This is a genomic window from Mesobacillus campisalis (assembly GCF_000986785.1).
GTDB classification, from domain to species: Bacteria; Bacillota; Bacilli; order Bacillales; family Cytobacillaceae; genus Mesobacillus_B; species Mesobacillus_B campisalis.
In genome coordinates, this window is record NZ_LAYY01000037.1 from 1 (window position 1) to 14,341 (window position 14,341).

Below are 14,341 nucleotides of genomic sequence, written 5' to 3' on the forward strand. Positions count from 1 at the left end.
GACGGGGAGGTTTGGCACCTCGATGTCGGCTCATCGCATCCTGGGGCTGTAGTCGGTCCCAAGGGTTGGGCTGTTCGCCCATTAAAGCGGTACGCGAGCTGGGTTCAGAACGTCGTGAGACAGTTCGGTCCCTATCCGTCGTGGGCGCAGGAAATTTGAGAGGAGCTGTCCTTAGTACGAGAGGACCGGGATGGACGCACCGCTGGTGTACCAGTTGTCTTGCCAAAGGCATCGCTGGGTAGCTATGTGCGGACGGGATAAGTGCTGAAAGCATCTAAGCATGAAGCCCCCCTCAAGATGAGATTTCCCATAGCGTCAAGCTAGTAAGATCCCTGAAAGATGATCAGGTTGATAGGTCAGAGGTGGAAGCGCGGTGACGTGTGGAGCTGACTGATACTAATCGATCGAGGACTTAACCTAATTGAAAAGCGGAGGCGACTGTACAGCCTCGACTAGCGCTGGAGGGCCAGCAATTGAAGTCGTTCTTTGACTTCAAATGATGGACCGAAGCGAATCGAGAGGCTAGGAGCCGGAGCTGGACAAGAACGATACTCGAATGCAAGTCCTTCTGAAATACATTATCCAGTTTTGAGGGAATGAAAATTTTCCTTGCAAAATATCTAAAAGGCATTATAATAGTAAATGTCTTGAAAAATGTCTGGCGGCGATAGCGAGAAGGTCACACCCGTTCCCATGCCGAACACGGAAGTTAAGCTTCTCAGCGCCGATGGTAGTTGGGGGTTTCCCCCTGTGAGAGTAGGACGCTGCCAGGCATTCAATATGGAGGATTAGCTCAGCTGGGAGAGCATCTGCCTTACAAGCAGAGGGTCGGCGGTTCGATCCCGTCATCCTCCACCACTACCTGCCGGTGTAGCTCAATTGGTAGAGCAACTGACTTGTAATCAGTAGGTTGGGGGTTCAAGTCCTCTCGCCGGCACCATGTTTCTTGCTTCTTGAATGAACATCTGCGGAAACATGCGAAAAAGCCCGTAAGGGATTTTGAGCAGATTAGTGTTTGAATTTTATATTTCCGAGCCATTAGCTCAGTCGGTAGAGCATCTGACTTTTAATCAGAGGGTCGAAGGTTCGAGTCCTTCATGGCTCACCATTTTCATATTGCGGGTGTGGCGGAATTGGCAGACGCACCAGACTTAGGATCTGGCGCCGCGAGGCGTGGGGGTTCGACTCCCTTCACCCGCACCATATTTGCGGAAGTAGTTCAGTGGTAGAATACAACCTTGCCAAGGTTGGGGTCGCGGGTTCGAATCCCGTCTTCCGCTCCAAATATGCCGGGGTGGCGGAACTGGCAGACGCACAGGACTTAAAATCCTGCGGTAGGTGACTACCGTACCGGTTCGATTCCGGTCCTCGGCACCATGTGCTTAATTTAATATGCGCCCGTAGCTCAATTGGATAGAGCGTCTGACTACGGATCAGAAGGTTATGGGTTCGACTCCTTTCGGGCGCGCCATATTTATCGGGAAGTAGCTCAGCTTGGTAGAGCACTTGGTTTGGGACCAAGGGGTCGCAGGTTCGAATCCTGTCTTCCCGACCATTATTAGGGGCCTTAGCTCAGCTGGGAGAGCGCCTGCTTTGCACGCAGGAGGTCAGCGGTTCGATCCCGCTAGGCTCCACCATATATTTATTATGACAGAACAATTTGGCGGTGTAGCTCAGCTGGCTAGAGCGTACGGTTCATACCCGTAAGGTCGGGGGTTCGATCCCCTCCGCCGCTACCATTTATCTTATATCGTTGGGACCTTTAGCTCAGCTGGTTAGAGCAGACGGCTCATAACCGTCCGGTCGTAGGTTCGAGTCCTACAAGGTCCACCATACCATTTAATCTGGAGGAATACCCAAGTCCGGCTGAAGGGATCGGTCTTGAAAACCGACAGGCGGGTCAAACCGCGCAGGGGTTCGAATCCCCTTTCCTCCTCCATTATTATTATCTTAATATTATTGTCGCGGGGTGGAGCAGTCCGGTAGCTCGTCGGGCTCATAACCCGAAGGTCGCAGGTTCAAATCCTGCCCCCGCAATCTGGTCCCGTGGTGTAGCGGTTAACATGCCTGCCTGTCACGCAGGAGATCGCGGGTTCGATTCCCGTCGGGACCGCCATTTTCATTTATAACAAACGGCTCAGTAGCTCAGTCGGTAGAGCAAAGGACTGAAAATCCTTGTGTCGGCGGTTCGATTCCGTCCTGAGCCACCATTTTCTCAAGCCTAGGCGCTAAGAAAAAAGGAAATATGGCGGCTGTGGCGAAGTGGTTAACGCATCGGATTGTGGCTCCGACACTCGTGGGTTCGATTCCCATCAGTCGCCCCATTGATTATTTATTCGTGCGGGTGTAGTTTAGTGGTAAAACCTCAGCCTTCCAAGCTGATGATGAGGGTTCGATTCCCTTCACCCGCTCCAATTTCGAAAAGCTAGATGCTAGACAATATGGGCCTATAGCTCAGCTGGTTAGAGCGCACGCCTGATAAGCGTGAGGTCGATGGTTCGAGTCCATTTAGGCCCACCATTCCGCAGTAGCTCAGTGGTAGAGCATTCGGCTGTTAACCGAACGGTCGTAGGTTCGAATCCTACCTGCGGAGCCATATATGGGGAAGTACTCAAGTGGCTGAAGAGGCGCCCCTGCTAAGGGTGTAGGTCGGGCAACCGGCGCGAGGGTTCAAATCCCTCCTTCTCCGCCATTAGGCCCCTTGGTCAAGCGGTTAAGACACCGCCCTTTCACGGCGGTAACACGGGTTCGAATCCCGTAGGGGTCATAAAAAAAGGCTGCAGACATGATGTCTGCAGCCTTTTTTTTGCGTTCAGAATCTAATATTGTTTTTATGTTTACATCTTGTCCAAATGGGGTATCAGTCTGTAATTACTTTCTGCATATAAACCAGGAGACGTATTCAAGGCGTTTTCCGAAAAGGGGCAAGTCAGGGGCCGCGCGTTTTAGGTACCCTGGAAAAACTCCTACTTGTAAATAAATTGTTCAAAATTTTTTCCGCTTTGTCGAATTTTATAAATGCCTTTAATAAGCCAATGAAAGCGCTGCATGGAGAAAATTGTCTGATGATGTCGAAAGATTTAAAATTATTTTGCAAGGGTTTTATGGTACAAAAGAGAATAGTAGTTCAGAAAGCTGATTGTGAAGGAAGGTGAAGTTGGATGGTATCACATCCTACAGATTATCAGCTGCACTTATTCCATGAAGGCTCATTGTACAGGAGCTATGAGCTGTTTGGTGCACACGTCATAAAAAGCGGAGAAGGATCATATACTCGATTTTGTGTCTGGGCACCAGCTGCGAAAAAGGTGAGGCTTGCTGGTGATTTTAATGGCTGGAATGGGGAAGGTTTTGAGTTTCAGCGGATAAATCCAGAAGGTGTATGGATGCTTCTGATTGAAAAGGACCTGACTGGCTCCTTGTATAAGTATGAAATTATCGGCTCTGATGGCGTTGCAAAATTAAAGGCTGATCCTTATGCGGTTTACTCAGAGGTAAGGCCAAATACTGCTTCAATTGTTTATTCCCTCGATGGTTACCAATGGAACGACCAGAATTGGCTCCGAAAAAGGGAAAAAACACAGGCTCTTGACGAACCGATGGCGATTTATGAAGTCCATCTGGGTTCATGGAAATTAGCCTCCGATGGATCTCTGCTCAACTACCGGAAACTAGCTGACGAATTGATCCCCTATATCCTATCCCACGGTTACACCCATATCGAAGTGCTGCCTCTAACTGAGCATCCGCTCGACATTTCTTGGGGATATCAGGCAACAGGTTACTATTCGGCAACAAGCCGTTTTGGGAACCCTCATGACTTTATGTATTTTGTGGACCAATGCCATCAAAATGGAATTGGGGTTATTCTCGATTGGGTGCCCGGGCATTTTTGCAAAGATGAGCATGGTCTGTATTGCTTTGATGGAAGCTATGCCTTTGATTACATAAATCCCAAGGACCGGGAAAACCTTGTTTGGGGAACTGCCAATTTTGATCTTGGCAAAACGGAAGTCCAAAGCTTCCTTATTTCGTGTGCGTTATTCTGGCTTGATAAATATCATATAGATGGTTTTCGGGTCGATGCCGTTGCGAACATCATCTATTGGCCCAATTCAGACCGGGAGCTTAATCCGTATGGAATTGAATTTCTGAAGAAGCTGAATGGAGCCGTCGCAAACCATTATCCGGGCACATTGATGATAGCTGAAGATTCCACCGATTTGCCAAACGTAACAAGGCCGCCTGAGGATGGAGGGCTTGGATTCACGTATAAATGGAATATGGGCTGGATGAACGACATGCTGAAGTACATGGAAACCATTCCGGAGGAGAGGAAGCATCATCACAATAAAGTGACTTTTTCTTTGCTTTATGCTTTCTCCGAAGCGTTTGTACTTCCGTTCTCCCATGATGAAGTTGTACATGGAAAGAAGTCACTATTGGATAAGATGCCCGGAGATTACTGGCGGAAATTTGCCCAGCTGCGATTATTGCTGGGATATATGACAGCCCATCCTGGAAAAAAACTCACCTTTATGGGTACGGAACTGGGCCAGTTTTCCGAATGGAAAGATAAAGAGCAACTCGATTGGCACCTGCTGGATTATGAGATGCATAACAAAATTAATGTGTTTGTCAAAGAATTGCTTAAAATCTACAAGCGATCAAAACCGCTCCATGAAGTGGATTTGGACTATGGCGGATTTGAATGGATTGACGCCGACAACGCTGAACAGTCGATATTTTCGTTCATCCGGAAGGGACGAAAGGACGGGGACTTCCTTATCATTGTTTGCAATTTTACACCGGAAACCTATTCAGGGTACCGGATTGGAGTACCTCACGATGCAACGTACAGGGAAATTTTAAACAGTGACGCCCAAGTATTCGGCGGATCAGGAGTTACCAATAAAAAAATGATCAAGGCACAGGAAACCAATTTTCATGGCAGGCCGTATTCCATTGAAATGAATATATCTCCATTTGGGATTTCCATTTTGCGCCCAGTCAAAAAAAGAAAGGGGAAAGTAATCGATGCAAAAGAAAAAGCTCGTGGCGATGCTTCTGGCCGGAGGGCAGGGAAGCCGCTTAAGCACACTGACAAAAAACCTCGCTAAACCAGCTGTTCCTTTTGGAGGAAAATACAGAATCATCGATTTTCCACTAAGCAACTGTACGAATTCAGGGATCTATACGGTCGGCGTGCTGACGCAATACCAGCCGCTTATCCTGAATTCATATATCGGGATTGGCAGTGCCTGGGACCTTGACCGCAAGGGGGATGGCGTAACGGTGCTACCACCTTATGCGGAATCCAAAGAAGTAAAATGGTATACAGGAACAGCCAGTGCGATTTACCAGAATCTGAACTACATTCACCAGTATAATCCGGAGCATGTCCTGATATTGTCGGGTGACCATATTTATAAAATGAACTATGAATTAATGCTTGAACACCATATTGAAAAAGGCGCAGATATGACCATTTCTGTCATTGAAGTTCCGTGGCATGAAGCCAACCGCTTTGGAATACTGAACACAGATGAAGATTTGAGGGTTATCGAATTCGATGAAAAGCCTGCGGAGCCAAAGAGCAATCTTGCTTCGATGGGAATCTACATTTTTAAATGGAAAGTACTTGAGGAATTTTTGCTTAAGGACAATGAAAATTCTGCTTCCAGCCATGATTTTGGGAAAGACATCCTGCCTCTGATGCTAAAGGAAGACAAGAAGTTATTCGCTTATCCATTTAAAGGCTATTGGAAGGACGTTGGAACTGTACAGAGCCTGTGGGAGGCCAATATGGACCTGCTTGATGAGCATTGTGAACTGGACTTATTTGACCAAAGCTGGAGAATCTATTCAGTCAACCCCAACCAGCCGCCTCAATACATTTGCAAGGATGCCGTCCTGACTGAATCGCTAGTCAATGAAGGATGCACAATTGAAGGGTCCGTAACAAGAACGGTCGTGTTCCAGGGAGGAATGGTGAAAAAGGGAGCCGTTGTAAAAGAGGCGGTCATCATGCCGGATGCCGTAATCGGGCAAAACTGCTTCATTGAGAAAGCCATTATCTCACCAGGTATTCATATTCCGGACGGGTCGGTCATCCGTCCTAAGGAGGACGGCGAAATTCTGCTTGTTTCCGAGGAAACATTAGATGAAATGATCGCCAACTAACGCTACTCATCAGGAGGGATAAAGTTGAATAAACGTTTGCTGGGTGTAATAGATGCAACCACATATAGTGAAGATTTAATAGAGTTAACAAGCCACCGCTCAGTCGCTGCCATTCCGTTTGGAGGCAGATACCGTCTGATTGACTTCGTTTTGTCCAATATGGTCAATTCAGGAATCCAAAGCGTGGCGATTTTTCCGAAATACCAGTACCGTTCCTTGATGGACCATCTTGGTTCGGGGAAAAACTGGGATCTCAACAGGAAACGGGATGGGTTGTTTTTCTTCCCGTCGCCAATCCTTGACAAACCGGTCTCTGGCATTGGCTCCCTTGAACATTTTGCCGCCAATATCGACTTCTTCACCAGAAGTACGCAGGAGTATGCTGTCATTGCCAATTCATACACGGTCTTCAATATGGATTTCTCGCCGCTCCTCGAGTGGCATATCCAGTCAGAGTGTGATATTACCGAAGTCCGCAAGAACGGTGCTTCACTGGGAATTTACCTATTAAAGACTTCTTTGCTCATGGAATTGATTGAAGGCCGCCAGGATACAGGCTATTTGAGCATGAAGGACGTTGCTACAGACATCAATAGTCCATATAGGCTTTGCTACTATAATTACGAGGACTATGCTGTGATGGTGAACTCTGTACAGAATTATTATTCAGCCAGCATGGACTTGCTGAATCCGGATATTTGGAGTAAGTTGTTTTTGAAAGAGCGTCCTATCCTTACTAAAGTAAAGGATGAACCTCCAACGAGGTATTCAAAGGATTCCATTGTTAAAAACGCCATGATTGCCAATGGAGCTGATATCCAGGGGACGGTCGAAAACTGCATTATTGCCCGCGGAGTAAAAATAGCGAAAGGGGCAATTGTGAGGAACAGTATCGTTATGCAAAAATCCCAAATCGGGGAAAACTGTGTCCTTGACCATGTGATCCTTGACAAGGATGTCAAAGTTAGCAATGGCTGCACGATTACAGGAACGGATAAGGCGCCTAACATCCTTCGCAAAGGATCCAAGCAGGGAGCGTGGATGAAATCTTGAAAGTATTATTTGCTGTATCGGAATGTGTCCCATTTATCAAATCAGGCGGACTTGCAGATGTAGCAGGTTCGCTTCCAAAGGAATTAAAGAAGCTTGGGACGGATGTCAGGGTGATCATGCCGAAATACCAATCCATCCCTGATGAATATAAAAACCAAATGCTTAAGATTACCGATTTTACGGTACAAGTTGGTTGGCGCAGTCAATATTGCGGGATTGAAAAGCTTGTATACGAGGGTGTTACATACTATTTTGTAGACAATGAATATTATTTCAAACGCAGTCAGATGTACGGTGATTTTGATGAGGGAGAGAAATTCTCCTATTTCAACCGTGCTGTCCTTGACGCAATCAAAGAACTTGAATTTTATCCAGATGTGATTCACTGCCACGACTGGCATACCGGCATGATTCCTTTCCTGCTAAAAGAGCAGTATCAAAGCCAGGAAAACTACGAATCCATCCGGACCGTTTTTACCATTCATAATCTGCAGTTCCAGGGGATTTTCCCGAGGGAAATCCTTGGCGACCTTCTGGGCCTGGATCAGAAATACTTTAACCCGGACCAGCTCGAATTCCATGGGAATGTTTCGTTCATGAAGGCTGCCCTTATCTCGGCGGACAAAATCACTACCGTTTCCCCGACCTATATGGAAGAAATCAAGACGGCCTATTTTGGGGAGAACCTTGATGGTGTCCTTCGTGCCCGCAGCCATGACCTGTCCGGTGTATTGAACGGGATTGACAATGAACTTTATAATCCGGAAAATGACGCTGCGCTGGCTGCTTCTTATGGACCTCATGACCATAATGCCCGCATGATCAACAAGCTTGAAATCCAGAGGCAGTTCGGTCTGCCTCAGGATAAGGACGTTCCGCTGATTGCGATGGTAACAAGGCTTACAAAGCAAAAAGGGCTGGAATTGGTCAGGGGAGTTTTCCCGGAAATCATGTCTACTGGAGCACAGCTGATTGTCCTGGGGACAGGGGAACGCGAGTTTGAGTACTACTTCAGCCATATGGCAGCGACGTATTATGAACAATGCAGGGTTTTTATCGGCTTCAATGAAGACTTGGCCCACAGGATTTACGCAGGGGCCGACCTGTTCCTGATGCCTTCGAAATTCGAGCCATGCGGGCTGAGCCAGCTGATTGCCCTTCGGTATGGAGCGGTTCCGATTGTGCGGGAAACGGGAGGGCTCAATGATACCGTAAAATCGTACAATGGCCTGGACAGTGATGGAAATGGTTTTACATTCACCAATTTCAACGCCCATGACATGCTTCACACCATAGAAAGAGCGCTGGGCTTTTACAAGGACAAACAGGAGTGGAACAGCCTTGTAGCAAGAGTCATGCAGATGGATTTCAGCTGGGCCCGGTCTGCACAGATCTATTACGACCTGTATGACAATCTTTGTCCGAGGAGTGAAGTCCATGTTTTCGAATGCAACGGAGTTTAAGACGGCGTTTTTAAAAAAATTGGAAATGAGTTACGGGACAAGTTTTGCGGAAAGCACCAAGCGGGAGCAGTATCAAACACTTGGCCAGATGATCAGGGAATATGGGAGCAGCGACTGGATTAAGACAAATGAAACATATCGGACTTCAGGCAAAAAGCAAGTTTATTATTTATCGATTGAGTTTTTGCTTGGGCGGCTGCTTCGCCACAATCTGATGAACCTTGGAATCGAAGAGGTAGTCAGCGAAGGACTCCACGAGCTGGGAATCAGCCTTGATGACCTCGAAGAAATTGAAGCAGATGCAGCCCTTGGAAACGGGGGGCTAGGCAGGCTGGCTGCTTGTTTCCTTGATTCGCTGGCCTCCCTCAGCCTTCCCGGGCATGGATGCGGCATCCGTTACAAGCATGGCTTATTTGAGCAAAAGATTGTCGACGGCTATCAGGTGGAATTGCCGGAACAATGGCTTCGCCATGGCCATGTTTGGGAAATCAGGAAAGGCGATGATGCTGTCGAAATCCCTTTTTGGGGGCATATTGAAAGCTACAATGACAATGGAAGACTTGTATTTCGGCACATGAATGCAGAAACAGTAGCCGCTGTTCCCTACGACCTTCCAGTCTTCGGCTATCAAACAGGGACGGTCAATACGCTTCGGCTTTGGAGTGCGGAACCGTCGCGCTACACGGGAAATGTGGATATCATCAAATACAAGAAGGAAACAGAAGCCATTTCGGAACTGTTGTATCCGGATGATACCCATGATGAAGGAAAAATTTTGCGCCTGAAGCAGCAGTATATGCTTGTGGCTGCGAGCCTCAAGTCGATCGTCCGCTCCTACAAAAAGCAGAACAGGAGCCTGCTCGATTTTCATCAGCATGTCAGCATTCATATCAATGATACGCATCCTGCCATTGCAGTGCCAGAATTAATGCGGATTTTGATGGATGAAGAAGGCCTCGGCTGGGAGGAAGCGTGGAAAATCTCTGTCCATACATTGTCCTATACGAACCATACAACCCTTTCAGAAGCCCTTGAAAGGTGGCCAGTACGAATCTTTAAGCCTTTGCTGCCGCGCATATTCATGATTATTGAAGAAATCAATAAGCGTTTCTGCGAGGAGCTGTGGGATCGATATCCTGGTGACTGGGGCCGGATTGAAGGAATGGCTATTATTGCGCATGACGAAGTGCGCATGGCCCCCCTGGCTATTGTCGGAAGCCACAGCATCAATGGAGTAGCCAAGCTTCACACCGACATCCTGAAAGAAAGGGAAATGAACAACTACTACCAGGTGTTTCCCGAGCGTTTTAATAATAAGACAAACGGGATCACCCACCGGCGCTGGCTCCTGAAGTCCAATCCGGCACTCGCCAATTTGATCACGGATTCCATTGGTCCCGACTGGGTGAACGACACCCTTAAGCTGGAGGAATTGCTGAAGCATGAAAATGACTCTGTTTTTCTTGAGAAACTGGCAGTCATTAAAAAAGCCAATAAAGAGAAGCTGGCACAAATCATCGAGGCAAAGACAGGTATAACGGTTGACACATCATCGATTTTTGATGTCCAGGTCAAGCGGCTGCACGCCTATAAACGCCAGCTATTGAATGTCCTCCATATCATGTATCTCTACAATCGCCTAAAGGAAGATCCTGCGTATGATCTGTATCCGCGGACATTCATTTTCGGGGCAAAGGCCTCTCCAGGCTATTATTTTGCCAAAAAAGTAATCAAGCTTATTACTACGGTAGCAGACAAGGTGAATAACGATCCTGCTGTAAATGACAAATTGAAGGTTGTATTCCTTGAAAATTACCGGGTCTCGCTGGCAGAAGATATTTTCCCGGCAGCAGATATCTCTGAACAAATTTCAACTGCCAGCAAGGAAGCTTCTGGAACAGGAAATATGAAATTCATGATGAATGGTGCCCTCACTCTGGGAACCCTTGATGGAGCCAATGTGGAAATTACAGAGCTGGTCGGACAGGAGAATATTTTCCTGTTTGGTCTTAAGGCCGAAGATGTGCTGGATTTCCAGAGGAACGGCGGTTATCACTCACAGGAGTACTACCATTATGACGAGCGGATCCGCCAGGTGACCGATCAGCTTGTTAATGGGTTTTTCCCGGATACAGAAGGTGAATTTACGGCTATTCGCGAGTCTCTTCTCGATCACAACGACCAATATTTTGTGCTCCGTGACTTTGCAGCCTATATTGATATCCAGGAAAAGGTTGGCGAGGAATACCGGAACAGGCAGTCTTGGCTGCAAAAAAGCCTAGTGAATATCGCCAAATCCGGATTCTTTTCAAGCGACCGTACAATCAGGGAATACGCGTCAGATATTTGGAATATTTATCCCGTAGAAATCAAGTAAGCAGGATGGCGTTCCCTCTATATGAAATGACAAATTAAAAGACGGTCCAGGCACAAATGCCAGGACCGTTTTCTATTGCCGGATAGCCTTGTCGTTTTTTCTTGCCAGAAATGGGTATCATACTAATATTTAAGGGTGAAATCGGGGCAAACATCAAAAGGGGGAACTAAGAGATGAAATTGACGCATCAGCAGCGAATCGAACTGCACGGTTTTAATAATCTGACGAAGTCTTTGAGTTTCAATATGTATGATATATGCTACACGAAAACAAAGGAAGAAAGGGAAGCCTATATTGAATACATTGATGAACAGTATAATGCCGACCGGCTGACAAAAATCCTCACCAATGTGTCTGATATTATTGGTGCTCATGTACTGAATGTAGCCAAACAGGATTACGTGCCTCAGGGGGCAAGTGTGACCGTGCTTGTTTCCGAAGGGCCTGTTGTGGAGGTCCCAAATGAATCATTTGCGGAATCACCTGGACCGCTGCCGGATAATGTGGTTCTGCAGCTGGATAAAAGCCATATCACGGTCCATACTTATCCTGAATATCACCCGGACGAAGGAATCAGTACCTTCCGTGCTGATATCGATGTCTCCACATGCGGGGAAATCTCGCCTCTCAAGGCACTTAATTACCTTATTCATTCGTTCGATACCGATATCATGACGATTGATTATCGTGTCCGCGGTTTTACGAGGGATAAAAATGGCCACAAGCTGTTCATCGACCACGACATCACATCCATTCAGAATTACATTCCGGATGAAGTGAAAGAAGAGTATGATATGATTGATGTAAATGTCTATCAGGAAAACATTTTCCATACGAAGTGCAAATTGAGGCAATTCGATTTAAATGATTACTTATTTGGCTATTCAAAGGATAAGCTTAGCGGCGATGAGCGGGAAGAAATTACGGAAAGACTTAAACTTGAAATGGATGAGCTCTTTTATGGAAAGAACATTGTAAATTAAGAAGCGCTTTGGGATCTTCTTCCCAAGCGCTTTCTTTGTGGCAACAGCCATAGGCGAGCCCTGCGTCATTTGAACGCAGGGCTATGCTTTGACCTTTATTTTTTATTCTGGTTTATACGGTTTGTCCTGAAGGTAGCTGTCCCTTTTTCGATAGGGAATGTCGCCCAGCTGGGAGTCCATCCCAGCAGAGTCCAGCATCTCTTCATATTCTTCCTTTTGTTTGTTTGGCACTACACTCCTGTCGTCGCCGTCGATATCGTTCGCAGCAAAGGATTCATAGTCCTCGGTAAAACCTTCATTTGTCGTCTCCTCACTGTACAGGTCGTTATAGCTGTCCTGATCGCCAAGGACGTCTGAAGGAGTTTCAGAAGTTCCAAATTGAGCCACTTCCTGAAGGCTGTCTTTATGGTCGGCCATTTCAGCATTTTCACGGCGCTGGAACTCGGTTGTATGGGTGTGTTCAAGAACATCCTCTTCTGCCGGCCGGGCATTTGATAAGCCCTGCTCTGGCGTATGGTCTGTGCAATATAGAGTGTAAGGAATGGCTTCAAGCCTTTCCTCGGGAATATTTTCCCCGCACTCCTTGCATTTGCCATAATTCCCTTCTTCTATTGCCTCGAGCGCCAAATTAATCTTTTCGAGCTGGCTGCGATGATGCTCTTCCATTGCGAGCCCTTTGCTTCGCTCGAACAATTCCGTGCCGCTGTCGGCCATATGGTTATCGTATAGAGACAGCTCTCCGGTGGCATCTGTAATACTGCCTTTCAGGAAATCCTGGCCTTCCCCAGTTCCTGCATCAAGCTGCCTTTCCAGCTGTTCTTTCTCTTCCTGAAGTACCTGTTTTTGCTTTGTCAGTAATTCTTTCGGCAACATGTTCCTCACATCCTTTATCAATTACAAAACGAAAACTTATCTACCTGATACCCCGTCAGGCTGAATGAAAACATGAGAAAAGCTGGGAGCATCCCAGTGGCGGAACGATTGAAGCCAAAAAAACCTCCGCCGGAATGGCAGAGGTCTTGTCCATTAAAGATAGCTGATAAATAAGCCAATCGATAAAAGCAGGGCGAAAATGGTATTCGTCTGGGCTGTGGCTTTCATGGCCGGCATCATTTCAAGTGGATTGCTTCCAAGCCTGAATCCCTCGATAGCCGCCTTTGCCTTTGGAAGGCTGAGGGCTGCAAGAGCAAGCCACGGGGTAAGGGTTCCAGCCAGGATGAGAACCAGGATCCAAAGATAGGAAACGATGAACATGCCAGCCAGCAGCTTGACGGCATTCTTCTTCCCGACCAGGATGGCAAGTGTTTTTCGCCCAAACTCTTTGTCGCCGTCAAAATCACGGATATTGTTCGCCAACAGGATGGCACCTACGAGTATGAAACTTGGCAGGGCAACGATTACGCTAGTCGCCGTCACTGTGCCAGTCTGGATGTAAAAGGCGATCAGAATAATCAGCATTCCCATGAAAAAGCCGGCAAAAAGCTCACCGAACGGAGTATAGGCAATTGGCCAGGGCCCCCCGGTGTAAAGGTAGCCAATCAGCATGCTGACAAGCCCGACAGCCGCAAGCCACCAGCTTGTGTTCATGCAGATATAAATCCCGATCAGGATGGAGATGCCATATAGGCCAAGGGCAAGCCCCAGAACCGTTCCAGGCTTTATGCCATTGCGGACAATGGCTCCGCCGATCCCGATGGAATCTTCCGTATCAAGGCCGCGCTTGTAATCATAATATTCATTAAACATATTGGTCGCTGCCTGAATTAACAGGCTTGCGATCAGCATTGCGAGAAAAAGCAGCATGTTGATATCTGTCACTTCGATTGCCAGTGCCGTACCAAGCAGGACGGGGGCAAACGCGGCCGTCAATGTATGCGGCCTTGTCAGCTGCCACCATTTTTGAAGACCTTGGTCTCTGGCTATAGGCGCAGTGCCAGGTTGAAGAGGTGTTTGCATAATTCCAATTCTCTCCCTTATGATATTGTTATAAACAAACCTATATATCGTAACAAAAAGTCTTCAATCTGTCAAAATCAGAGATGAACCTTAAAAGGATTTTCACTACAATATAAAGTGTAGGATTTGGAGCAGACTCTGTCAATGAATAGTTCCAGGTTAACATGGATGTTTTTCCCTGCTTTCTTCCTGCTTATGATTAGGGAATAAGTGAAATATATAATAAGGATAAAAGTAGGTTTTAGCCTGCAGGGCCTTTAATTGACAATGGCAATGAGGAAGTGTATCTTAAAATAAGTTTGACATCGTATAATAACAGATGAGAG

Annotated in this window: 8 protein-coding genes, 21 tRNA genes and 2 rRNA genes; 29 read left to right on the forward strand and 2 right to left on the reverse strand. The window is 46.9% G+C overall.

Features of this window, described 5'->3' with window-relative positions; genetic code table 11:
• The 29 genes from WQ57_RS20415 to speD all read left to right on the forward strand — a co-directional run.
• Positions 1-420: ribosomal RNA gene (locus tag WQ57_RS20415) — 23S ribosomal RNA — on the forward strand; the annotation flags it as partial.
• Between the two features lie 237 nt (positions 421-657).
• Positions 658-773, forward strand: a 5S ribosomal RNA gene (rrf, locus tag WQ57_RS20420).
• A gap of 9 nt (positions 774-782) precedes the next feature.
• A tRNA-Val gene (locus WQ57_RS20425) sits at positions 783-858 on the forward strand.
• A gap of 6 nt (positions 859-864) precedes the next feature.
• A tRNA-Thr gene (locus WQ57_RS20430) sits at positions 865-940 on the forward strand.
• A gap of 92 nt (positions 941-1,032) precedes the next feature.
• Positions 1,033-1,108 (forward strand) — tRNA-Lys (locus tag WQ57_RS20435).
• Between the two features lie 10 nt (positions 1,109-1,118).
• Positions 1,119-1,203, forward strand: a tRNA-Leu gene (locus WQ57_RS20440).
• Between the two features lie 5 nt (positions 1,204-1,208).
• Positions 1,209-1,283: transfer RNA gene (locus tag WQ57_RS20445), tRNA-Gly, on the forward strand.
• A gap of 5 nt (positions 1,284-1,288) precedes the next feature.
• A tRNA-Leu gene (locus tag WQ57_RS20450) sits at positions 1,289-1,377 on the forward strand.
• Between the two features lie 17 nt (positions 1,378-1,394).
• Positions 1,395-1,471 (forward strand) — tRNA-Arg (locus WQ57_RS20455).
• A 7-nt stretch (positions 1,472-1,478) separates the two neighbouring features.
• Positions 1,479-1,555, forward strand: a tRNA-Pro gene (locus WQ57_RS20460).
• Between the two features lie 6 nt (positions 1,556-1,561).
• Positions 1,562-1,637: transfer RNA gene (locus tag WQ57_RS20465), tRNA-Ala, on the forward strand.
• Positions 1,638-1,662: 25 nt separating this feature from the next.
• Positions 1,663-1,739 (forward strand) — tRNA-Met (locus WQ57_RS20470).
• A gap of 17 nt (positions 1,740-1,756) precedes the next feature.
• Positions 1,757-1,833, forward strand: a tRNA-Ile gene (locus WQ57_RS20475).
• A 13-nt stretch (positions 1,834-1,846) separates the two neighbouring features.
• Positions 1,847-1,939: transfer RNA gene (locus WQ57_RS20480), tRNA-Ser, on the forward strand.
• A gap of 24 nt (positions 1,940-1,963) precedes the next feature.
• Positions 1,964-2,037: transfer RNA gene (locus WQ57_RS20485), tRNA-Met, on the forward strand.
• 3 nt (positions 2,038-2,040) lie between these two features.
• Positions 2,041-2,116 (forward strand) — tRNA-Asp (locus tag WQ57_RS20490).
• A gap of 18 nt (positions 2,117-2,134) precedes the next feature.
• Positions 2,135-2,210, forward strand: a tRNA-Phe gene (locus tag WQ57_RS20495).
• A 38-nt stretch (positions 2,211-2,248) separates the two neighbouring features.
• Positions 2,249-2,324, forward strand: a tRNA-His gene (locus WQ57_RS20500).
• A gap of 16 nt (positions 2,325-2,340) precedes the next feature.
• A tRNA-Gly gene (locus tag WQ57_RS20505) sits at positions 2,341-2,414 on the forward strand.
• 29 nt (positions 2,415-2,443) lie between these two features.
• A tRNA-Ile gene (locus WQ57_RS20510) sits at positions 2,444-2,520 on the forward strand.
• 1 nt (position 2,521) lies between these two features.
• Positions 2,522-2,596: transfer RNA gene (locus WQ57_RS20515), tRNA-Asn, on the forward strand.
• A 5-nt stretch (positions 2,597-2,601) separates the two neighbouring features.
• Positions 2,602-2,692: transfer RNA gene (locus WQ57_RS20520), tRNA-Ser, on the forward strand.
• A 3-nt stretch (positions 2,693-2,695) separates the two neighbouring features.
• A tRNA-Glu gene (locus tag WQ57_RS20525) sits at positions 2,696-2,767 on the forward strand.
• A 394-nt stretch (positions 2,768-3,161) separates the two neighbouring features.
• Complete coding sequence (glgB, locus tag WQ57_RS20530) at positions 3,162-5,120, forward strand: 1,4-alpha-glucan branching protein GlgB (RefSeq protein ID WP_046525621.1); 1,959 nt, start codon at positions 3,162-3,164, stop codon at positions 5,118-5,120.
• Complete coding sequence (locus tag WQ57_RS20535) at positions 5,038-6,183, forward strand: glucose-1-phosphate adenylyltransferase (RefSeq protein ID WP_046525622.1); 1,146 nt, start codon at positions 5,038-5,040, stop codon at positions 6,181-6,183. The genes glgB and WQ57_RS20535 overlap by 83 nt, the downstream gene beginning before the upstream one ends.
• Before the next feature lie 24 nt (positions 6,184-6,207).
• Positions 6,208-7,236 carry a GlgC family sugar phosphate nucleotidyltransferase gene (locus tag WQ57_RS20540; RefSeq protein WP_046525623.1) on the forward strand — a complete coding sequence of 343 codons (1,029 nt, stop codon included), beginning with the start codon at positions 6,208-6,210 and terminating at the stop codon, positions 7,234-7,236.
• The gene (gene glgA / locus WQ57_RS20545; RefSeq protein WP_046525624.1) at positions 7,233-8,699 is read left to right on the forward strand and encodes a glycogen synthase GlgA; all 1,467 of its coding nucleotides are present in this window, start codon (positions 7,233-7,235) and stop codon (positions 8,697-8,699) included. The genes WQ57_RS20540 and glgA overlap by 4 nt, the downstream gene beginning before the upstream one ends.
• Positions 8,674-11,076, forward strand: a complete 2,403-nt coding sequence (locus tag WQ57_RS20550) for a glycogen/starch/alpha-glucan phosphorylase (protein WP_046525625.1) — start codon at positions 8,674-8,676, stop codon at positions 11,074-11,076. Before glgA ends, WQ57_RS20550 begins: the two co-directional genes overlap by 26 nt.
• 173 nt (positions 11,077-11,249) lie before the next feature.
• On the forward strand, positions 11,250-12,059 hold the full coding sequence (speD, locus tag WQ57_RS20555; RefSeq protein ID WP_046525626.1) for an adenosylmethionine decarboxylase: 810 nt from the start codon (positions 11,250-11,252) through the stop codon (positions 12,057-12,059).
• 102 nt (positions 12,060-12,161) lie between these two features.
• On the opposite strand, the gene WQ57_RS20560 is transcribed toward speD, so the two are convergent.
• Together WQ57_RS20560 and WQ57_RS20565 are read right to left on the reverse strand one after the other, a co-directional pair.
• Positions 12,162-12,932 carry a TraR/DksA C4-type zinc finger protein gene (locus WQ57_RS20560; RefSeq protein ID WP_046525627.1) on the reverse strand — a complete coding sequence of 257 codons (771 nt, stop codon included), beginning with the start codon at positions 12,930-12,932 and terminating at the stop codon, positions 12,162-12,164.
• Positions 12,933-13,085: 153 nt separating this feature from the next.
• Positions 13,086-14,015, reverse strand: coding sequence for a 1,4-dihydroxy-2-naphthoate polyprenyltransferase (locus WQ57_RS20565; RefSeq protein WP_046525628.1), 930 nt, complete (start codon positions 14,013-14,015; stop codon positions 13,086-13,088).
• Positions 14,016-14,341 lie beyond the last annotated feature (326 nt).

Coding starts and splice junctions, on each gene's coding strand:
- speD (WP_046525626.1), top strand. CDS start 11,250: ATGAAATTGACGCATCAGCAGCGAATCGAACTGCACGGTTTTAATAAT.
- WQ57_RS20560 (WP_046525627.1), bottom strand. CDS start 12,932: ATGTTGCCGAAAGAATTACTGACAAAGCAAAAACAGGTACTTCAGGAA.
- WQ57_RS20535 (WP_046525622.1), top strand. CDS start 5,038: ATGCAAAAGAAAAAGCTCGTGGCGATGCTTCTGGCCGGAGGGCAGGGA.
- WQ57_RS20550 (WP_046525625.1), top strand. CDS start 8,674: ATGTTTTCGAATGCAACGGAGTTTAAGACGGCGTTTTTAAAAAAATTG.
- WQ57_RS20565 (WP_046525628.1), bottom strand. CDS start 14,015: ATGCAAACACCTCTTCAACCTGGCACTGCGCCTATAGCCAGAGACCAA.
- glgB (WP_046525621.1), top strand. CDS start 3,162: ATGGTATCACATCCTACAGATTATCAGCTGCACTTATTCCATGAAGGC.